We start from the raw sequence: 19,802 nt of genomic DNA on the forward strand, positions 1-19,802 counted from the left end.
ACCGAATACGGTGCCGTACCGTGAATCATTTCGATTATAAAGTCACCCCGAGCGCCGCGAGGTCGGCACGGGCCTGTTCGGCCGTCGTGAAACGGAAGGCGTGCATGCCTACGGCCTGCGCGCCGGCGACGTTTTTGGCGGTGTCGTCGAAGAACACGGACGTTTCGGGCTTGAGCCCGAAACGCCGCATCGTCAATTCGTAGATGTCGGCGTTGGGCTTATGCATCTTCTCCACGCCGGAGACGACGGTGCCTTCCAGCAGCTCATTCAGCTGCGGGTATTTGTCGAACGCGATATGGATCGTTTCATGCGACCAATTGGTCAGACCCCATACGCCGTATCCGGCGGCCTTCAGATCGCGCAGCAGCTGTTCCATGCCCGGCAGCATGCGGGGGAGCGCGTCGCCGTAATGATCGATGTAATAACGGAAAATCGCGGCGATATCCTCTCCCTGCTCACGAACTACATCGGGGAGGATGTCATCGAAATCCTCGCCGGCGTCCATCCGATCCTCATATGCGAAGAACTTGTGGGGATCATCGTCGGCGCAGATGCGGTCGACAACGGCATCGTCGAAGCGCCCCTCCAAGCAGGCCCTGGTACGCCAATCCAGCAGCACGCCGCAAAAATCGAAGACAACGTCGGTGATGGTCGTTTCAGCGCAGTCCATGTCATATCCTTCGCATAAGGCCCGATGATCGGTGCCGGTGACCCGGCGTCCCGATCGAAAGCATTCCGATCATCGGGGCGATGTAATCGGCACGGCCAGTCTATCGCATGCCGTGCGCACGGATCGGGAATTCCGCGGAATCAGAAATCCCAATCGTCATCGTCGGTTTCGACCGCCTTGCCCATCACGTAGGAGCTGCCGGAGCCGGAGAAGAAATCATGGTTTTCGTCGGCGTTCGGGCTCAACGCGGCGAGAATCGACGGGTTCACGTCGCAGATCTCCTGCGGGAACAGGGCGGGGTATCCCAGGTTCATCAGCGCCTTGTTGCCGTTGTAGCGCAGGAACTTTTCGACGTCCTCCTCAAGGCCGACCGGGGCGTACAGGCTTTCCGTGTACTCCACTTCGTTGTCGTACAGTTCGTTGAGCAGATCATACGTGTAGTCGCGCATCTCGTCCTGTTCGGCCTGCGACGCCAAGGCGAGGCCCTTCTGGTACTTGTAGCCGATGTAGTAGCCGTGCACGGCCTCGTCGCGGATGATCAGGCGGATCACGTCGGCGGTGTTGGTGAGCTTCGCATGCGCGGAGAAATACATCGGCAGGTAGAAGCCCGAATAGAACAGGAACGATTCGAGCAGTGTGGAGGCGACCTTGCGTTTCAGCGGATTGTCGCCCTCGTAATAGTCGAGCACGATCTGTGCCTTCTTCTGCAGGTATTCGTTGTTCTCGCTCCATTCGAACGCCGCATCGATCTGCTTGGTGGAGCACAATGTCGAGAAGATCGACGAATAGCTTTTCGCATGCACGGATTCCATGAACGCGATGTTCGTGTAGACGGCCTCCTCATGCGGGGTGAGCGCGTCGGGGATGAGGCTGACCGCGCCGACCGTGCCCTGGATGGTGTCGAGCAGGGTCAGGCCGGTGAACACGCGCATGGTCAGCGTCTGTTCGGCTTCGCTCATGGCCTGCCAGCTGGGGATGTCGTTGGATACGGGCACCTTTTCCGGCAGCCAGAAATTGCCGGTGAGCCGGTCCCACACTTCGAGGTCCTTGTCGTCTTCGAGACGGTTCCAATTGATCGCGGTGACGCGGTCGATGAGCTTCAGCGGCTGTCGGGGGATGGAGATGGGTGCCATGATGGCGTCCTTTCGGTGACATGATGAATGACGGATGGTAGGTGGGCGGATGACGGATGGACGAATCGTCTACAGCATGCAGCTGACGCAGCCCTGCACTTCGGTGCCTTCGAGCGCCTGCTGGCGGATACGGATGTAGTACAGCGTTTTGATGCCTTTGCGCCACGCGTAGATCTGCGCCTTGTTGAGGTCGCGCGTGGTCGCGGTGTCGGGGAAGAACAGCGTCAGCGACAGGCCCTGGTCGACATGCCTGGTCGCTTCGGCATACGTGTCGACGATGGCCTGCCATCCGATTTCGTATGCGTCCTTGTAGTAGGCGAGATTGTCGTTGGTCATGTACGGCGCCGGGTAGTAGACGCGGCCGGTTTTGCCTTCCTTGCGGATTTCGATCTTCGATGCGATCGGATGGATCGAGCTGGTCGAATGATTGATGTACGAGATCGAACCGGTCGGCGGCACGGCCTGCAGGTTCTGGTTGTAGATGCCGTCGCGGATGACGGCGTCGCGCAACGCGGCCCAGTCTTCGGCGGTCGGCAGGGTCACGTCGAAGCGTGCGAACAGTTCCCGCACGGTTTCGGTGCGCGGCTGGAGTTCGATGCCGCCGTCGATGTACTTGTCGAAATAGTTGCCTTCGCCGGCGGGCTTCGCGTAATCGGAGGCCGCGAAGCCGGCGAATGCGCGGCCGCGTTCCACGGCCAGGTCATGCGAGGCGCGGTAGGCGTGGTAGGCGACGGTCATGAAGTACAGGTTCGTGAAGTCGAGCGCTTCGTCGCTGCCGTACATGATGCCTTCGCGCGCGAGGAATCCGTGCAGGTTCATCTGTCCCAATCCGATGGCATGGCCTTCCTCGTTGGCGCGGCGGATGGACGGCACGCTGTCGATGCTGGTGTGTTCCGATACGGCGGTCAGTGCGCGGATCGCGGTTTCGACGGTGGCGCCGAGGTCTCCGTCCATGGCTTTCGCGATGTTGAGCGAGCCGAGGTTGCAGGAGATGTCGCGGCCGACATGCGCGTAGGTGAGGTCCTCGTTGAAGGCGCTGGGCTCCTGCACCTGCAGGATTTCGGAGCACAGGTTGCTCATGGCGATGCGGCCTTCGATCGGGTTGGCGCGATTCACGGTGTCTTCGAACACGATGTACGGGTAGCCGGATTCGAATTGGATTTCGGCCAGGGTCATGAAGAATTCGCGTGCGTCCACGTAGGTTTTGCGGATGCGGTCGTCGGCCTCCATTTCGCGATAATGTTCGCTGATCGCGACGTCGGCGAACGGCTTGCCGTAGACGCGTTCGACGTCGTAGGGGCTGAACAGCGCCATCGGCTCCTTGTTTTTCGCCAGTTCGAAGGTGATGTCGGGGATCACGACGCCCAACGCCAGCGATTTGATGCGGATCTTCTCGTCGGCGTTTTCGCGCTTCGTATCAAGGAACCGCATGATGTCGGGATGATGGGCGCTCAGATAGACCGCGCCCGCGCCCTGACGGGCGCCCAACTGGTTGGCGTAGCTGAAGGAATCCTCCAGCAGTTTCATGACGGGCACGACGCCGCTGCTTTGGTTTTCGATGTGTTTGATCGGCGCGCCCAATTCACGCAGATTGCTCAGCAGCAGCGCGACGCCGCCACCGCGTTTGCTCAGCTGCAAGGCTGCGTTGATGCCGCGTGAAATGGATTCCATATTGTCTTCGATGCGCACGAGGAAGCAGCTGACGGCTTCGCCGCGCTGCGCCTTGCCCAGATTCAGGAATGTCGGAGTGGCCGGCTGGAACCGTCCGGAGACGATCTCGTCCACGTAGCGCATCGCGGCCCGTTCGTCGCCTGCGGCGAGCTCCAACGCCACTGCGGTCGCGCGCTGCGGGAAATCCTCCAGATACCGTTTGCCGTCGAAGGTTTTCAAGGCGTAGGAACGGTAGAATTTGAACGCTCCGAGGAAGGTGGAGAATTCGAAGCCGAGGCTTTCGGCATGCCTGTAGATGTCTTCCAGGAATTCGGGGGAGTACTGTTCGAATACGCCGCCGTCATAGTAGCTATTGTCGATCAGATAGCGCAGTCGTTCGGCCGTGGAATCGAAGTGCATGGTGTTTGCGGCGACATGCACGGTGACGAATTCGCGTTCTGCGGCCTTGTCCTTGTCGAATTGGATGCGTCCGTCCGCGTCGTACAGGTTGAGCATGGCGTTCAACGCGTGGAAGTCGTGGGCCGGGTCGTAGCGTTCCGCCGTGGTCGAGGCCGTGCGGTCGAGGTCGAGCGTGGTGTCGTTGAGGGTCATGTCTGGTCCTTGAAAAAATTGATGATGCCGTTGCGTACTGTGTTGATGTCTTCCGTGGTGCCGAGCAGTTCGAAGCGATACAGCAACGGCACCCGGCATTTTGCGGCGATGATGTCGCCCGCCATGCAGTAGGCTTCGCCGAAATTCGTATTGCCCGATGCGATGACGCCGCGTATCCATGCGCGGTTTTCCGGGTCGTTGAGGAATCGTTTGACCTGGATGGGCACGGCCTTGCGTGCGACGCCGCCGCCATAGGTCGGAGCGATGAGCACGAACGGTTCGCGCACGTCAAGCGGCGGCGCCTGCGGCATCAGCGGGATGCGATACACGTTGACGCCTTCTTCGTGCAGCGCGCAGGATTCGATGAATCGGGCCGTGTTTTCGGATGCCGACGAGAAATACACGACTGCGCCGATCGTGGGCTTGGTCGCCGCGTATTCCGGCATGGACGCGCTCGGCGTCGCCGTTTCGGCGAGGTGTTCCCGCGTCATCATGCCGCCTGCACGGCCTGAAGCGATGCGGTCCGAATCGGCGCCGCGCTCTCCGCGGTCGACGTCAAGGCGCGGATCTTGTCCGGACGATAGCCCGACCATGAATCGGTGTCGGTGATCACGACCGGAGCCTGCATGAAGCCCGCCTCCTGCAGGCGCGCCAGTGCGGTCTCGTCCTGCGTGATGTCGACGGTCGTGTATTCGATGCCGCGCTTGTCGAACTGTCGTTTGGTGGCATCGCACTGCGGGCAGCGCGGCTTGGTGTACACGGTCACATGCATGGTCGCTCCTTTTGTCGCTCTCGTATGACTGCTGTGACTGGCTACGATACAGGCATGCCGCGCAAAATCAATGGCACTACCTGTAGTGGCGTGTCGAATCAGCAAACACTAGATATAGTGATTTTGGCGGTTTTTCAGTGATAATCAGATATCTTCAATCAATCAACAATCCATCAAATCGAATATCACTGTGGCATTAATCACACGCCACGCCGACGCCGTCACCAAGAGGCGACGCGATGGCACTGCGAATCGGGCAAACGCCTTGTTACGATACGGATTCGGATAAGCAGCAGAGAGAAAGCCGGAATATGCGCAGCCTGGTGGAATTCGCGAAACACGACATGGTGATGACGATTGCGTTCTTCGCAGCGGTGATTTCATGTTTCATCATTCCGCCCGACACGCAATATGCCGGATATATCGATTTTCATACGCTGGCCTTGCTGTTTTGCCTGATGCTGGTCGTCGCGGGCTTCAAACATCTTGGCCTGTTCGAAGCGTTGGGCGGCGCGCTGGTCGGCCGCGTCACATCGCCGCACGGCATTGCGCTGGCGCTGGTGATGCTGTGCTTTTTCGGCAGTACTTTGATCACGAATGATGTGTCACTGATTACTTTCGTGCCGTTCGCGATGCTGGTGCTGCGCATGACGGGATTGCAGTCGCAGATTTACATGACGGTCTGCCTGATGACGATCGCCGCCAATCTTGGCAGCATGCTGACGCCGATGGGCAATCCGCAGAACCTGTACCTGTATGCTTCCAGCGGATACGACCTGACGGAATTCGTCATGTTGATGCTGCCGTATTTTGTGGCCGCGTCGCTGCTGCTGGCGGCCTGCACGTTGCTGATTCACCGCGATAACAACAAAAAGAATGATGATTCCATTGCCGATTCCGCCGCGACATTGCCGGATGGCGGCGCGGCGATCACGCAGACCCGTTCGCTGGCTGAAACGATTGGACCGGAAATGTACTGGTATGCGGCGCTGTTTATTCTGTGCCTGTTCGCCGTGGCCAAGGTGCTGCCGGTGTGGATGCTGCTGATCATCGTGTCATGCGCGGTGGCGGTGCGGCGGCGCAGCCTGTTCCGTAACGTGGATTATGGTCTGCTGGCCACCTTCGTGTTCTTCTTCGTATTCGTCGGCAATATGAGCCGTATCGACGTGATCAACACGTGGCTGTCGACGCTGATGGACGGGCATGCGCTGACCGTGTCGATTCTTTCCAGCCAGGTCATCAGCAATGTGCCGGCCGCCGTGTTGCTGTCGCATTACACGGATGACGCCGCGTCGATGATCATCGGCACGAATCTGGGCGGCCTCGGCACATTGATCGCCTCGATGGCGAGCCTGATCTCCTACAAGCAGATCGCGGCGGAATATCCGGAACGCAAAGGACGCTATCTGCTGGTCTTCACCGTCTGGAACGTCATATTCCTGGCCGTGCTGTGGGGGATGGCGCTGGTACTGCGATAGTCCCTGCACCCCGGCGACGCCTGTCCCGCCGCGAATATGCCCGTCACGCGAGGCTGCCCGCCTTACTGCACCAGTTCCGCAAAGGCCTGCGGGATCGCGGCGACGACGTCCCCGGCCACGATCGGATGACCCAAAGACGAGAACCGCGACTTGGACGAGCGCCCATACAATTCCGGACGATGCCATCCCCGCTGATCCGATTCCGACGCCAGCGCACCAGCCAGGCCGTGCATGTAGGCCGCGGCGGCAACGACTTCCGGCATCAGCGCGGCGTCCTCGGTCACCATATCGTCCTGCTGCGCCAGCAGGGCGCCCGTAATGCCCGCCAGCACGTCGCCCGACCCGGCGGTGCCCATCCAGACCGGGGCGCGGCCCGAAAGGATCACGCGCGTATCGCCATTGCCGTCGGCACCGGCCACAATGGTGACGGCACCCTTCAACAGCACGGTCGCGCCGGTCAGTTCATGGGCGCGACGCGCAAAATACAGAGGGGAGGCGGCGACGTCGTCGCCGGTCAGAGCACCGTCCGTCTCGCCGTCGATGCGGTTGAGCAATCGCGCCAATTCACCCGCATGCGGCGTGATCGCCACCTGCGGAGGCACGCGGTCGGGCAGCAGGTCCAATGCGCCAGCATCCACGACGATCGGCGGCATGGCGTATGCCGCTTCATCCGCATCGTCATCGTCCATGCCATGCGGCACCGGGTCGACGCCGGCCGGGGGCGCGGCATGACGGCCATGGCCTTGCAGGTCGTTCGCTGCGGCGGCCAAGGCATCCGCGGCCTCCACGTCCACGTCATCGTCCGCAGCGTCGGACAACGCATAGTGGCGCAGCAGACGCGCGATCGTCTCGCTTTGCAGATCGGCGCGGCCGTCATCGTCGTTCTGCGCGGGCACGCCGGAGCCGACCACCCATGATTGCACGCGTCCCTTGCCGAGCACCGCTTCCGGCAACGCGGAAAGCACCATGTAACCGGCGCTCTGCGGCCCCAGATAGCGCACCATGCCGGCATTCGCGCGGGCCGCGGCCTTCGTCGAAAGCACGGCGGCGCCGGGGTAGCGGTCCGAACCGGTGACCAGGCCGACGACGCCGCGCGAATATTTGGAATCATCCAAACGCGGCAGGCGAATCGAATCGGCGACGAAATCGCCGTCCGTCATTTCCACCGCAGGCGTCGCGTCGTCGATATCGAATCCGAAATCGACCAGTATCGTCTGCCCGCAGGCGTATGAGGCCGGAGGCACCATCGCACATGGCTTCATCGCGCCGAACATCACCGTCACGTCGGCGGGAATATACGCGCCCGGCAACGTGCCGTCGTCGACGCCGACGCCGGACGGCGTATCCACGGCGACCACCAACGGCAGATCGCTGTCCGTCTCATTGTGGGGCAGCGCCGGGCGATTGGGGGTCTCGCCGTCCAAGCCCAGCGACGAGGCGATGGTGGCCGGAATGCCACGCAATGCGCTGTTCAGGCCGATGCCGGTCATCGCGTCGATGATCACATGGGAGCTTTGCGCATGCGCGATCGCGGCCTGCAGACGCTCTCCGGCCTCGCCTGCGGAAAAGCCCGCGGCGCAGCCTGGAATGTCGGCGGCGGGGTCCAGCACAAAAACGCGGCCGCCCGCGTGGACGAACGCGTCGAACGCCTCCTCATGAAGCGAGCGCCCGACTGCGATCGAGGTGACGTGCGCGCCTTCGTTCGCCAGTTCGGCCGCCGCATACAGGCCGTCGCCGCCGTTGTCGCCGGCTCCGGCGAGCACGACGATGCGCGCATCCTCCACGGAAAGGCCTTCGTCGTCCAGAAGACGCATCGTCGTATGCGCGACGGCCGAGGCGGCGGCCCGCATCAGCGGCACGCCGTCCTCGAGCAGGGGGCGTTCCATGTCTCGCACCGTCGCCGCGGCGTAGGCGCCGTACAGTAAGGTACGCAGGCGATCATCGTTGACGATATCCATAAATCCCCCTTGGAAGATTGGCTTACGTACCTTACTGTAGTCCGATTTGCTCCGCCGGGTGGGCAGGCGCGCGTCAGTCTTCGCCCCACACGTCCCGGGCGATGGAACGCACGAGGGCGATCTTGGCCCACTGCTGTTCCTCGGTCAGGCGGTTGCCTTCCTCGGTGGAGGCGAACCCGCACTGGGTCGACAGGCACAGGCGTTCCAGCGGCACATACCGGGAGGCCTCCTCGATGCGGGCCTTGATGGCGTCGGCGTCTTCCAGTTCCGGCTTCTTGGACGTGATCAGGCCGAGCACGACCTGCTTGTCTCCCGTCACTTCGGCAAGCGGGGCGAAATCACCGGAACGGTCGTCGTCGAATTCCAGATAGTACGCGGCCGGATGCTCTTCGCCGAACAGCACTTCGGCGACCGGCGCATAACCGCCGGAAGCGAACCACTGGGACTGGAAGTTGCCGCGGCACACGTGCGTGGTGACGGTCATGCCTTCGGGGGCGGCGTCGATGACGGCGTTGTTGATGCCGGCGTACTGGCGCTGCACTTCCTTCGGGTCGCGGCCGAACACGGTTTCCTTGAATCCTTCGGACACGAGCATGCCCCACGTACAGTCGTCCAGCTGCACGATGCGGCATCCCGCCTCGTGCAGGTCGGCGAGCACCCGGGCGTATGCGGCCACGATGGCGGCGGACAGCTCGTCATCGGTGGCGTACGGATTCTCGAACCGTTCGGCGGCGCCGGCCTGCAGCAGGAACAGCGTCTGGGCCGGGGATGGGATGGTCTGCTTGGCGACGGTGTTGTCGTCTTCGAACTGCTTGACGAACTTGAAATGTTCGACGAACGGGTGGTTCTTACCGCCGATCGCGCCGCACACGGCAGCGGTTTCCAGCACTTCGGCGCCGGCGGAGCCTTCGACGGCCACCGGATTCGTGCCCTTGGCGACGCCCTGCAGCCCCCACATGAAATCGAGGTGCCAGTAGGCACGACGGAATTCGCCGTCGGTGATGACGTGCAGGCCGGCGGCCTTCTGCTTGGCGACCAGATCCTCGATGCAGCGGTCTTCAACGGCCTTCAAGGCGGCGGCGTCGATCGCGCCGGCCGCGAAATCGGCGCGGGCCTGCTTCAACGCTTCCGGGCGAAGATAGGATCCGACGACGTCCGCGCGGAACGGTGCGGTCTGTGCATGCGACATGTTATGTCCCCCTTTGTCATTCGGTTACGGCGAAATACCTTGGGCACGATACCGAATGGGGTTCGACGTCGAGGCGGCGGTGTCCATATTCAGGACACCGCCGCCTATAGATAAAATCGATACGCCGTAATCAATGCGCAACGTCGCTAGTGCGAAGTCCAAGTCGCGAAATCACGAATCATCATGGAATCTTGGATCCGAATCATGAATCGCGAAAGCCCTGCGATCGGCGTCACTCTTCGGCGACCAGTTCCAGATAGGAGTCGTTCCACAGGTCCTCGTCGCCGTCCGGCATCAGCAGCACGCGTTCCGGATTCAACGCCTGCACCGCTCCTTCGTCATGCGTGACCAGAACGATGGCGCCCTCGTATTTGGCGATGGCCTTCAGGATCTCATCGCGTGATGCTGGGTCGAGGTTGTTGGTCGGTTCGTCGAGCAACAGCACGTTCGCACGCGACGTGACCAGTGTGGCCAGGGCGAGTCGCGTCTTCTCGCCGCCGGACAGCACGCTTGCCGGCTTCAGCGCGTCGTCGCCGGAGAACAGGAACGAGCCCAGAATGGAGCGGGCCTGGGTGTCGTTCAATTCCGGCGCGACATGGATCAGATTCTCCAATACGGTCGCATTCAGATCCAACGTGTCATGTTCCTGCGCGAAATAGCCGATCTTGCAGCCGTGGCCGTATTCGACCTCGCCGGTGTCCGGGTCCTCCAGGTGGGCGAGCAGACGCAGCGTCGTGGTCTTGCCGGCGCCGTTGTAGCCGAGGATGACCACGCGGGATCCCTTGTCGATGGCGAGGTTCACGCCGGCGAACACGATGTTCGAACCGTACGCCTTGGAGATGTCCTTCGCCATGATCGGGGTGCGGCCGCATGGGGCGGGTTCCGGGAAGCGGATGTCGGCCACTTTCTCCTTCTTCTGCGCTTCCGAGGTTTCCGACAGCAGACGTTCCGCACGGCGCATCATGTTCTGCGCGGCGACGGCCTTCGTGGCCTTCGCATGCAGACGGATGCCCTGCTGCATCAGACGTTCCGCCTTCTTTTCGGCGACTTCGCGTTCGCGGCGACGACGCTCCTCGTCCACCGCGCGCTGATGCAGGTAGGCTTTCCAGCCGAGTGAATACATGTCGATCTGGCCAAGTTGCGCGTCCAGATGCCACACCTTGTTCACCACCTCGTCCAGCAGTTCGGTGGAGTGGGAGATGACGAGGAATCCGCCTTCATATTTCTTCAGATAGCCGCGCAGCCATTCGATGGAATCGGCGTCCAAATGGTTGGTCGGTTCGTCGAGGATCAGCGTGTCCGCGTCGGAGAACAGGATGCGCGCCAGTTCGATGCGGCGACGCTGGCCGCCGGACAGCGTGCCGAGCTGCTGGCTCATCACTTCCTGCGGCAGACCCAGACTGGCCGCCATCGCGGTCGCTTCGGACTGGGCCGCATAGCCGCCGGCCTTGTCGAAATCCTGCATCGCCTTGTCGTAGCGGTTCATCGCACGCGTCATCACGTCCGGATCGGGATCGGTCATTTCCTTCTCCGCCTTGCGGATACGGCTGATGATCGTCGCGATGTCACGGGCGCTCATCATACGGTCGAGCGCGGTCTGCTCCGGATCGGCGGCATGCGTATCCTGCGGCAGATAGCCGAGTTTGCCGGAGACGCGCACCTTGCCGGCCGTGGGCAGCAGGTCGCCGGTGATCACGCGGGTCAGCGTGGTCTTGCCGGCGCCGTTACGCCCGACCAGACCGATCTTGTCGCCCTTCGTGACATGAAAATTGGTGGGATGCAGCAGCGTGCGTGCACCGATCTGGATCTCAAGTTCCTGCGCTTCAATCGCCATATCGTCTCAGCCTTCGCTCATGGTCATTGCCGTCATCAATACGTTCATGTTGCTTCATATTGCAGGATTTCGCCTCATCATCCCGCAAAACACCAAGGAAACATCATAGCGAATGCCCGCCGACCTCCACGTCCGACAGGCCTTCGCGCTCCGGGGCGCCGCACCGTCATTCCGACAGCAGGGCCGGCGTCAGCTTCCAGAAGAGGAAACCTGCGGTCAATGCGGATACCACATCCGAAATCGGCTCGGCGACGAACACGCCCAACGTGCCCATGCCGGCGATATGCGGCAGGATCAGCGCCAACGGCACCAGCAGGATGATCTTACGGAAGATCGCAAGGAACAGCGACGGCTTCGCCTGCCCCATGCCGACGAACGCGCACTGCACCACGTTCTGGATGCCGAACACGCCCATGCCGCAGCAGAAGATCGGCAGCATCGCCACGACGATGTCGGTGATGCCCGCATCCGAGGTGAACATTCGCGCGAAAGTCGCCGGGAAAAGCATGAACAGCGCGACCATCGTGCTGTTGATCGCCACCTGCACCACCATCGTGCCGCGGTATGCCCGACGGACGCGTCCGAAACGGCGAGCGCCGAAATTGTAGCCGATGATCGGCTGCACGCCTTGCGTGATGCCATTGGAGAACACGGAGATCAGCTGCATCAGGCTGGTGATGATGGTCATGGCGCCTACGTAGGCGTCGCCGCCGTAGCGTTGCAGACTGGAGTTGAACACGACCTGGATCACGCATTCGGTGAATTGCATGATGAACGGGGAGACGCCCAGCATCAGCACCGGGCCGAGGATGCGTCCCGGACGGATATCGCGCCGATGCAGGCGGATGACGCTGCGTTTCGACGAGAGGAACGCGATCACCCAGACGGCCGACAGCGCCTGCGCGATGACGTTGGCCAGTGCCGCGCCGTATACGCCCATGTCGAGAACGAATATGAACAGCGGGTCGAGCGCCACCGATACGAGCGCGCCGATCAGCACGGACACCATTGCCGTACCCGCCTTGCCTTGGGCGGTGATGAAGGTGTTCAGGCCGAGCGCGAATTGCACGAAGACCGTGCCGGACAGGTAGACGGACAGGAATTCCGTCGCGTAGGGGATGGTGTCGGCGCTGGCGCCGAAGGCGAGCAGGATCGGCTCCTTGAATATCTGCAGGATGGTCGGCAATACGATGGCGATGACGATCAGCGCCGCGACGGATGAGCCGAGGATGCGTTCGGCTTTGCGCGCGTCGCCTTGGCCGAGCGCGATGGAGGCGAGCGGGGCGCCGCCCGATCCGACCAACGCCGCGAAGGATGAGACGGCCAGCAGTATGGGGAAGCAGACGCCGACGCCGGTCATGGCGAGGTCGCCGATGCCGGGGATGCGCGCGAGGAACAGGCGGTCGACGATGGTGTAAAGCGCGTTGCATGCCTGTGCGACGATGGCGGGGAAGGCAAGGGATACGGCGAGCCTGCCGATCGGCATGACGCCGAGTCTGTTCCGCTGTCCCTGCCGTGCCGCCGTCGCCATATGTCACCGTCCTTGTGTACATGAAAACGCGCATGACGTTTTCCTACGCCATGCGCATATTATGCGCGCCTGTCCGACAATCGCCGTTCGATGTCGGCGCCCGTCGAAGAGCGTCGTCGGTCTATTCGACGACGGCCTTCACGTATTCGGCGGCGGCCTTGTCCAGGGTCGTGTCGTCGATGGTCGAGCAGCCTTGCACGAGGAAGGGGTCGCAGTAGTTCATGCCGATTTTGCGGGCCACCACTTCGAAGGGGCTGAGCAGTTCGCCCATCGTGCGCCTGTAGTCGCCGTCCGGGCTGAATTTGGAGGCTTCGGAGCCCGTGGTCACCACCAGTTTGAGTTCCTTGCCTTCCAGACTGCGGGCGCCGCCGAACGCCCAGCCCGAGGCGATGACGCGGTCCTCCCATTCCTTGAGCAGCGCGGGGGAGCTGTACCAGTAGAAGGGGAACTGCAATACGATGCGGTCGGCGTGTTCCATCAGCCGTTGTTCGGCGTCGACGTCGATGGCGAAGCCCGGGTTTTCCGCATATTCGTCGCGTACCATCACGTTGGCGGGCTTCGCCGCTTCCAGTTCGGCGATCAATCGGGCGTTTACGCGTGACGCGTTCAGGTCTGGATGGAAAACGAGCACCAGGGTGTTCATAGCGGTCCTTTCATATGCGTGTGCCATGCGTGCGTTCGCCGTATACGCACACGTAATATCGATTACGTCAACGCCTTCAGCTTATCGTGTGTGGCGGCGTCGGATAGGCAGGCGGTCGCCGTTGGCGTAATCCGTATGCGGGATCCCCGGCACCCGGGCGAAAAAGACCGGTATGGGGGATCATGGGAGGATGCCGGGGAACGCGAAGGACGGTGACTGGCGGTAAGGAGGACGGACCGATGGATGGAACCGGCCATATCATCGACCATATCGAAGTGCGCGGCGCGCATGTCAACAATCTGCGCGGCTTTGACATCGACATTCCGTTGCGGCGTCTGGTGGGCATCGCCGGCGTTTCGGGTTCGGGCAAATCGTCGTTGGCGTTGGGAGTGCTGTATGCGGAGGGGTCGCGGCGCTATCTGGACGCGTTATCCACGTATACGCGGCGGCGGATGACGCAGGCGGTGCGCCCGCAGGTCGACTCGGTGCGTTTCCTGCCTCCCGCGTTGGCGTTGCGGCAGCGTCCCGGCGTGCCGGGCATGCGGTCGACGTTCGGCACGTCGACGGAATTGTTGAATGTGCTGCGTCTGATGTTTTCGCGTTTGGCGAGCCATCGTTGCCCGAATGGGCATTATGCGCCGCCTTCGATGAATGTGGCCGCGGAGCTGCCTCTGGCCTGCCCGGAATGCGGCGTCGCGATCCATGCGCCGGGCGCGGAGGACCTTGCGTTCAATTCGACGGGCGCCTGCACGGTGTGCCAGGGCACGGGTTCGGTGCGTGAGGTGGATGACGCGACGCTGGTGCCGGATGATTCGCTGACGATCGACCAAGGGGCGGTGGTGCCGTGGCGCACGTTCGGTTTCAACGTGCAGCCGGATATCGTGCGCGAATTCGGCGTCCGCACCGACGTGCCGTGGCGTGATCTGGAGGATTGGGAGAAGGACATCGTCTTCTCCGGCCCGGAGGAGAAGAAGCATATCACGGTCACGTCGGTCAAGGGTGTGCATGAGTTGGATTTCACGTTCCGCAATGCGCGGCTGACGGTGCTGAAGGAGTTGGAGCGCGCGACGGACGAGAAGCGTCTCGCCAAGGTCGACAAGTTCCTGACGGAGCATGTATGCCACGCGTGCGGAGGCACGCGATTGAGCGAGGCCGCAAGGGCAGCGCGCATCGGCGGTCTCGGTTTGGCCGACGTCACCGCCATGTCGTTGTCCGACGTGCTGGACTGGGCTCCGACGGTGCCGCGGACGCTGCCCGGGCCGATGCTCCCGATGGCGGATGCGCTGATCGCGACGCTGCGCGATATGGGCTGTCGTCTGATGCAGCTGGGCTTGGGGTATCTGACGTTGGACCGGGCGAGTGCGACGCTGTCGACGGGGGAGCGGCAGCGCGCGCAGCTCGCCCGCGCGGTGCGCAATGAGACGACGGGCGTGCTGTATGTGCTGGACGAGCCGTCGACCGGTCTGCATCCGGCGAACGTCGAAGGTCTGATCGGCGTGATGCGTGACCTGTTGGACGAAGGCAATTCGGTGGTGTTCGTCGACCATGACGTGCGCGTATTGCGCGCCGCGGATTATTTCATCGAAATGGGGCCGGGAGCCGGCGTCGAAGGCGGTCATGTGATCGCGCAGGGCGCTCCGGCGCGGATCATGGAGAATCCGGATTCGCGTATCGCGGATTTTCTGGATGGTTCGGCGAATACGCCGGTCCGTGCGCGCATGCCTCTGCCGGACGCGGATGATGACGATGGATGGATCCGCATGCACACCGGCCCCATCCATACCGTGCATCCGTTGCGGGTGGCGATTCCGTACGGGCGTCTGACCGCGGTGACCGGAGTCTCCGGTTCGGGTAAGACGACGATGGTGCTGGAGTCGCTGGTTCCGGCGTTGGCCGCTTTGGAAGGGGCCTGCGACGCCGGCATGGCATCGTCGCAGGCCGAAGCGGCCGCCGCGCATGCGATGCCGGCGCATGTGCGTTCGCTGAAGCCCGGACTCGTCAATCGCGTGCGCATCGTCGACTCGACGCCGATCGGCATCAACGTGCGTTCCACAGTGGCCACCTATACGGGGATCATGGACGTGCTGCGCCGTGCGTTCGCCGCCGTGCCGGCGTCCCGCGAGCGCGGCTGGAAGGCTTCGGCGTTCTCGTACAACACGGGCTCGCTGCGTTGTCCGCAATGCGACGGCACTGGCCGTATCGGCCTGGACGTGCAGTTTCTGCCCGATGTGACGATCGTGTGCGATCGTTGCGACGGCTCGCGCTATCGCGCCGAGGTCGCCGAGGCGCGCCTGTCGACGCCGGTATGCCCGGAGGGGCTGTCGATGCCGGACGTGCTGGCGTTGTGCGTCGACGACGCGCTGCATGTGTTCGAAGACTGCCGGGATGCCGCCGGCCGGCGTGTTCACGCGATGTTGTCGACGTTGTCAGAGCTTGGCTTGGGCTATCTTGCGCTGGGCGAGGATACGCCGTCGCTGTCGGGCGGCGAGGCGCAGCGTCTGAAGCTGTCCACGGAATTGGGCCGGCGTCAGCATGATGCGCTGTTCGTATTGGATGAGCCGACGACGGGCCTGCATCCGTTGGATGTGCGCACGCTGCTGGACGTGCTGCAGCGTCTGATCGACGCCGGTGCGACCGTGCTGGTGATCGAGCATGATCTGGACATGATCGCGAATGCGGACTACGTGGTCGACATGGGGCCCGGCGGCGGCTCGGAGGGCGGCCGTATCGTCGCCGTCGGCACGCCGGATGATATCGCGTGCGATCCGGCGTCCGTCACCGGCCGTTATCTGCGCGGTCGGTGAACGCGGAAATGAATATTGCGCGAACACGGTTCCCGTTGGGCATGGCGCGCGTCATGCTGCGTTACGATGGCTCGCTGTGAGTGAGCAGAGCGAGTCGGGAGACGGTATGGCGTCGTATCGGGAGAGTGTGGATCCGGTCACGGATGGTCAGGCGGAGGCGATGAGCCGCAAGGTGTCGCCGAACACGGCGCGTGTCATGCTGATCGTCAACGCGGCCGTGTGGGGTTCCGGCTATACGCTGCTGAAGATGATCCAGGAGACGATCCCTACGCAGTGGATGATGGCGATACGTATGCTCCTGGCCTCCGTCGTGTTGGGATTGGTGTTCCTGCCCCATCTGATGAAGCTGGGACTGCGCCGTTACATCGTGCCGGGGCTGGTGCTGGCGGTCACGTATTGGGCGGGCTACCTGCTGCAATTGCGCGGTCTGAAGGACATGGCCCCGGGACGCAACACGTTTCTTGTGGACACGTATTGCGTGATGGTGCCGTTCTTCGTATGGGCGTTCACCAGGAGACGCCCCACATGGCAGCATGTCGTCGCCGCGTTCGTCTGCATCGTCGGCATCGGCTTCGTGTCGTTGGACGGCGACGGGGCCTCCGGATTGCTGTCCGTCAGCTTCGCCGACGCGATCACCATCGTCAGCGCCGTGTTCTATGCGGTCAACATGGTCTGTGTCGGCATATTGGGGTCGCGTTTCGACGCGATCGGTCTGATGGTGATGGAATTCGTCTGGTGTTTCCTGCTGTTTTTCGCCGGCGCGGTGCTGTTCGAAGGCGCGCCGTCCGTGTCGTGGATGCGTTGGGACATCGTATTGGGTTTCGCGTATCTGGTGATCGGTTCGACGGTGATCGGACAGGTGTTCCAGACCGTCGCCATACAAAGCATCCCCACGTCGCAGGCGTCGGTGCTGCTCAGCACCGAATGCATTTTCGGCGTGATCGCGTCGATGATCTTCTATCATGAACGGATCGCGCCGCGCGCCGTCATCGGATTCGTCCTGATCTTCGGTGCGATCCTGCTGTCGCAGGTCCAATTGAAGAAGCGGCATCACGCACGGACCGCCTGAATGCCGACGATACAAAACCCCGCCACAAAACGGGTGTTTGGCTGTGTGGTAATGGGGATTGTTCTCTCTATGTCTGGAATCACCATAGCTCTGTTTCTTATAACAAAACAGACAGCGGTGGTGCTGACTGGCGGGGCGCTGCTACTATGTACTCTTGTAGGGATTTTTATATAGACACAGGCGTTTGGAAAGCGGTTGGTACAGTTTACCGCTGACCTGTGCCAAACCTTAGACCACATGATCGCCGGAAATGAAGCACCAAAACACCCAGAGGACAGAGAAACCCAGCTTGCCAGAATCGGACACCGGCTGGCAAGGCTTTACCAGATCATGCAAGAAAACCGCCGCCGGGTGGACGAGGAACGACAGGAGTTACAGGCTCTCGTATCGGATATTTCCCATCAGGTAAAAACGCCGGTGAGCAATCTGAAAATGACGACGGACACTTTGCTGGAAAAACCAATGTCCGAGGCGGAGCGCACCGACTTTATTTGGGGAATACGTAGTCAGACAGATAAGTTGGATTTTCTCTTTCAGGCCCTTGTAAAAACTTCCCGATTGGAAACTGGAGTTTCCCAAACAAAAGGATATTAACGAATAACCTGTGCTTACCTGCTTGCGGATAAAAGAATAATGCTATTAAGTTAGAGATACTGCATAAATGTGCTGGTATCTCTTTTTCGTTGGCTTGATACAACAAACTATTTCATTTCTGCCTGATTACTCTAAACTTATCGGGATATGATTTGTCAAGGGCTTGTTGCGTAAGCAATGCTGAATAGCACCCTTTACAAATCATAGACGGGTAAGTAATTTTTCAAAAGCAGAAAAATAGTAATCTTAAGATTTTGAAACATTGTTGCAGGTATTGGAAAATGGTATAATGTAAATAAAGAGAAACATATAAATTGAAATTTTTGGAGGTGTTACATGTTGAAGATTCAAGATGATATGAATAGATACCTTGCCTTTTCACACTATATCGATTGGAATGAACCAAGTGTACAAAGAAAAGCCAAAGAACTAAAAGACTCTACTGAATGCGAAATTGAACTGGCAAAAGCTACCTACTATTTTGTTAGAGATGAAATCAAGCATTCATGGGATATCCAAGATAAAAGAGTTACGGTAACAGCCTCTGATGTATTAAGAGAGGGTGTTGGTATTTGTTGGGGAAAGGCTAATTTATTGGCCGCACTATTAAGAGCAAATGGTATTCCTTCCGGAATATGTTATCAAAGGCTTACATTAGGCAGTACACCTGAAAGCGGATACTGTATCCATGCTTTAAATGCTATTTATCTAAAATCCATTGACCGATGGATTCGTATAGATGCAAGAGGAAATAAAGATGGTATACGAGCAGACTTCTCTATTGACGATGAATGTTTAGCTTTCCCCATTCGGAAAGAGTACGATGAGGTGGATTATAAAGTTATGTATGCTGAACCGTTACCACAGACAATGAACATTCTTGAAAATAGTACAGATGCGATATATATGTATCTGCATTTGTTGCCCGAAAGAATTTGACAAATTAGAATTGTAAAGGAGATTTTATGAGAATAATTTCATTAGTTGAAAATACGACTAAGTCAGAACTTGAACCAAAACACGGACTTTCCTTATATATATCCTTTATATATTGAAACGAAATCACATAAAATTCTATTTGATTTAGGTTCAGATAGCACATTATTTGAAAATGCTATGAAAAAAAAATATAGATATTTCAAAAGTGGATACTGTCATTATTTCTCATAGGCATTTTGACCATGGAGGAGCATTGAAAAATTTTTAGATATTAATTCTGTGGCAAATATCTATGTACAAAAAGAAGCCTTTGAACCACATTACAGTAAAATCTTATTCCTTAAAATACCAGTTGGAATTGATAATAAGCTTAAATCTAATAGGCAAATCAAACTATTAAATGGTAATTATAAAATTGATGAAGAATTATCGCCATTTACAGTAAGTAAAACAAATAAATTTTATTCTCCTACCAATAATGCTCTTTATGATAAAAAGGGCAAAGATACTTTTATACACGAACAAAACTTGATTATTTCAGAAAATAAAGTAGTAGTTATTATGAGGTGCGGGCATGCTGGTGTTGTAAATATCATGAAAGAAGCAGAGAAGTATCAACCACATTTTTGTATTGGTGGCTTTCATTTGTTCAACCCGCTTACAAAGAAAATAGTATCAAAAGAATTGTTAAACAGTATTGCAATGGAATTACAAAATTATAAAGATATTGAATTTTATACTTGTCATTGCAATGGCGAAAAGGCATATCATTATCTATCTCAACAAATGGATAATATGAATTATATGTCTTGCGGTGACGTTATTAAAATCTAAATATATAGATAGTTTTCAAAAGCATATTTGTGAAAAAGCCTGCACCCAACAGAGATCAGTTCCGGCCACCAGCATAAACCGTATTTGCCAAA

The 19,802-nt window shown here is 59.2% G+C and carries 17 protein-coding genes; 7 read left to right on the top strand and 10 right to left on the bottom strand.

The window, feature by feature from the left end; genetic code table 11:
- Positions 1-34 precede the first annotated feature (34 nt).
- The 5 genes from AC1AX7_RS02505 to AC1AX7_RS02525 form a co-directional block, all read right to left on the bottom strand.
- A complete protein-coding gene (locus AC1AX7_RS02505; protein ID WP_476508537.1) occupies positions 35-670 on the bottom strand; it encodes an HAD family hydrolase in 636 nt (211 codons plus the stop codon).
- Between the two features lie 140 nt (positions 671-810).
- Positions 811-1,803 (bottom strand): class 1b ribonucleoside-diphosphate reductase subunit beta, encoded by a 993-nt coding sequence (gene nrdF / locus AC1AX7_RS02510; protein WP_476508538.1) that lies wholly within the window; start codon positions 1,801-1,803, stop codon positions 811-813.
- A gap of 69 nt (positions 1,804-1,872) precedes the next feature.
- Positions 1,873-4,065, bottom strand: coding sequence for a class 1b ribonucleoside-diphosphate reductase subunit alpha (gene nrdE, locus AC1AX7_RS02515; protein ID WP_476508539.1), 2,193 nt, complete (start codon positions 4,063-4,065; stop codon positions 1,873-1,875).
- Positions 4,062-4,556 (bottom strand): class Ib ribonucleoside-diphosphate reductase assembly flavoprotein NrdI, encoded by a 495-nt coding sequence (nrdI, locus tag AC1AX7_RS02520; protein ID WP_476508540.1) that lies wholly within the window; start codon positions 4,554-4,556, stop codon positions 4,062-4,064. Before nrdI ends, nrdE begins: the two co-directional genes overlap by 4 nt.
- Positions 4,556-4,837 (bottom strand): glutaredoxin family protein, encoded by a 282-nt coding sequence (locus AC1AX7_RS02525; RefSeq protein WP_476508541.1) that lies wholly within the window; start codon positions 4,835-4,837, stop codon positions 4,556-4,558. Before AC1AX7_RS02525 ends, nrdI begins: the two co-directional genes overlap by 1 nt.
- Positions 4,838-5,148: 311 nt before the next feature.
- Between AC1AX7_RS02525 and AC1AX7_RS02530 the strand changes: the two genes are divergently transcribed.
- Positions 5,149-6,315, top strand: a complete 1,167-nt coding sequence (locus tag AC1AX7_RS02530; RefSeq protein ID WP_476508542.1) for an SLC13 family permease — start codon at positions 5,149-5,151, stop codon at positions 6,313-6,315.
- A 62-nt stretch (positions 6,316-6,377) separates the two neighbouring features.
- On the opposite strand, the gene AC1AX7_RS02535 is transcribed toward AC1AX7_RS02530, so the two are convergent.
- The 5 genes from AC1AX7_RS02535 to AC1AX7_RS02555 all read right to left on the bottom strand — a co-directional run bounded on the left by AC1AX7_RS02535 (position 6,378) and on the right by AC1AX7_RS02555 (position 13,470).
- Entirely contained in the window at positions 6,378-8,273 is a 1,896-nt protein-coding gene (locus AC1AX7_RS02535; RefSeq protein ID WP_476508543.1) for a bifunctional ADP-dependent NAD(P)H-hydrate dehydratase/NAD(P)H-hydrate epimerase, read from the bottom strand.
- A gap of 73 nt (positions 8,274-8,346) precedes the next feature.
- Positions 8,347-9,462 carry a 5-methyltetrahydropteroyltriglutamate--homocysteine S-methyltransferase gene (locus AC1AX7_RS02540; protein WP_476508544.1) on the bottom strand — a complete coding sequence of 372 codons (1,116 nt, stop codon included), beginning with the start codon at positions 9,460-9,462 and terminating at the stop codon, positions 8,347-8,349.
- A 232-nt stretch (positions 9,463-9,694) separates the two neighbouring features.
- Positions 9,695-11,296 carry an ABC-F family ATP-binding cassette domain-containing protein gene (locus AC1AX7_RS02545; RefSeq protein WP_476508545.1) on the bottom strand — a complete coding sequence of 534 codons (1,602 nt, stop codon included), beginning with the start codon at positions 11,294-11,296 and terminating at the stop codon, positions 9,695-9,697.
- A gap of 166 nt (positions 11,297-11,462) precedes the next feature.
- The gene (locus tag AC1AX7_RS02550; RefSeq protein WP_476508546.1) at positions 11,463-12,827 is read right to left on the bottom strand and encodes an MATE family efflux transporter; all 1,365 of its coding nucleotides are present in this window, start codon (positions 12,825-12,827) and stop codon (positions 11,463-11,465) included.
- 121 nt (positions 12,828-12,948) lie between these two features.
- The gene (locus AC1AX7_RS02555; protein WP_476508547.1) at positions 12,949-13,470 is read right to left on the bottom strand and encodes an NAD(P)H-dependent oxidoreductase; all 522 of its coding nucleotides are present in this window, start codon (positions 13,468-13,470) and stop codon (positions 12,949-12,951) included.
- 239 nt (positions 13,471-13,709) lie between these two features.
- Between AC1AX7_RS02555 and AC1AX7_RS02560 the strand changes: the two genes are divergently transcribed.
- The 6 genes from AC1AX7_RS02560 to AC1AX7_RS02585 all read left to right on the top strand — a co-directional run bounded on the left by AC1AX7_RS02560 (position 13,710) and on the right by AC1AX7_RS02585 (position 19,710).
- The gene (locus tag AC1AX7_RS02560; protein WP_476508680.1) at positions 13,710-16,274 is read left to right on the top strand and encodes an excinuclease ABC subunit UvrA; all 2,565 of its coding nucleotides are present in this window, start codon (positions 13,710-13,712) and stop codon (positions 16,272-16,274) included.
- A 76-nt stretch (positions 16,275-16,350) separates the two neighbouring features.
- Entirely contained in the window at positions 16,351-17,343 is a 993-nt protein-coding gene (locus AC1AX7_RS02565) for a DMT family transporter (protein WP_476508548.1), read from the top strand.
- Positions 17,344-17,538: 195 nt separating this feature from the next.
- Positions 17,539-17,937, top strand: coding sequence for a histidine kinase dimerization/phospho-acceptor domain-containing protein (locus AC1AX7_RS02570; RefSeq protein WP_476508549.1), 399 nt, complete (start codon positions 17,539-17,541; stop codon positions 17,935-17,937).
- A gap of 336 nt (positions 17,938-18,273) precedes the next feature.
- Positions 18,274-18,876 carry a transglutaminase domain-containing protein gene (locus AC1AX7_RS02575; protein ID WP_476508550.1) on the top strand — a complete coding sequence of 201 codons (603 nt, stop codon included), beginning with the start codon at positions 18,274-18,276 and terminating at the stop codon, positions 18,874-18,876.
- 196 nt (positions 18,877-19,072) lie between these two features.
- The gene (locus AC1AX7_RS02580) at positions 19,073-19,144 is read left to right on the top strand and encodes a hypothetical protein (protein WP_476508681.1); all 72 of its coding nucleotides are present in this window, start codon (positions 19,073-19,075) and stop codon (positions 19,142-19,144) included.
- 11 nt (positions 19,145-19,155) lie between these two features.
- The gene (locus tag AC1AX7_RS02585; protein ID WP_476508551.1) at positions 19,156-19,710 is read left to right on the top strand and encodes an MBL fold metallo-hydrolase; all 555 of its coding nucleotides are present in this window, start codon (positions 19,156-19,158) and stop codon (positions 19,708-19,710) included.
- The last annotated feature ends 92 nt before the right edge of the window (positions 19,711-19,802 follow it).

This window comes from Bifidobacterium sp. LH_449 (assembly GCF_056356755.1).

Excerpts from the sequence above, each read along its gene's own strand:
- AC1AX7_RS02525 (WP_476508541.1), bottom strand. The coding sequence starts at position 4,837 with ATGCATGTGACCGTGTACACCAAGCCGCGCTGCCCGCAGTGCGATGCC.
- nrdF (WP_476508538.1), bottom strand. The coding sequence starts at position 1,803 with ATGGCACCCATCTCCATCCCCCGACAGCCGCTGAAGCTCATCGACCGC.
- AC1AX7_RS02540 (WP_476508544.1), bottom strand. The coding sequence starts at position 9,462 with ATGTCGCATGCACAGACCGCACCGTTCCGCGCGGACGTCGTCGGATCC.
- AC1AX7_RS02535 (WP_476508543.1), bottom strand. The coding sequence starts at position 8,273 with ATGGATATCGTCAACGATGATCGCCTGCGTACCTTACTGTACGGCGCC.
- AC1AX7_RS02550 (WP_476508546.1), bottom strand. The coding sequence starts at position 12,827 with ATGGCGACGGCGGCACGGCAGGGACAGCGGAACAGACTCGGCGTCATG.
- nrdE (WP_476508539.1), bottom strand. The coding sequence starts at position 4,065 with ATGACCCTCAACGACACCACGCTCGACCTCGACCGCACGGCCTCGACC.
- nrdI (WP_476508540.1), bottom strand. The coding sequence starts at position 4,556 with ATGACGCGGGAACACCTCGCCGAAACGGCGACGCCGAGCGCGTCCATG.
- AC1AX7_RS02505 (WP_476508537.1), bottom strand. The coding sequence starts at position 670 with ATGGACTGCGCTGAAACGACCATCACCGACGTTGTCTTCGATTTTTGC.
- AC1AX7_RS02575 (WP_476508550.1), top strand. The coding sequence starts at position 18,274 with ATGTTGAAGATTCAAGATGATATGAATAGATACCTTGCCTTTTCACAC.
- AC1AX7_RS02555 (WP_476508547.1), bottom strand. The coding sequence starts at position 13,470 with ATGAACACCCTGGTGCTCGTTTTCCATCCAGACCTGAACGCGTCACGC.
- AC1AX7_RS02530 (WP_476508542.1), top strand. The coding sequence starts at position 5,149 with ATGCGCAGCCTGGTGGAATTCGCGAAACACGACATGGTGATGACGATT.
- AC1AX7_RS02560 (WP_476508680.1), top strand. The coding sequence starts at position 13,710 with ATGGATGGAACCGGCCATATCATCGACCATATCGAAGTGCGCGGCGCG.
- AC1AX7_RS02545 (WP_476508545.1), bottom strand. The coding sequence starts at position 11,296 with ATGGCGATTGAAGCGCAGGAACTTGAGATCCAGATCGGTGCACGCACG.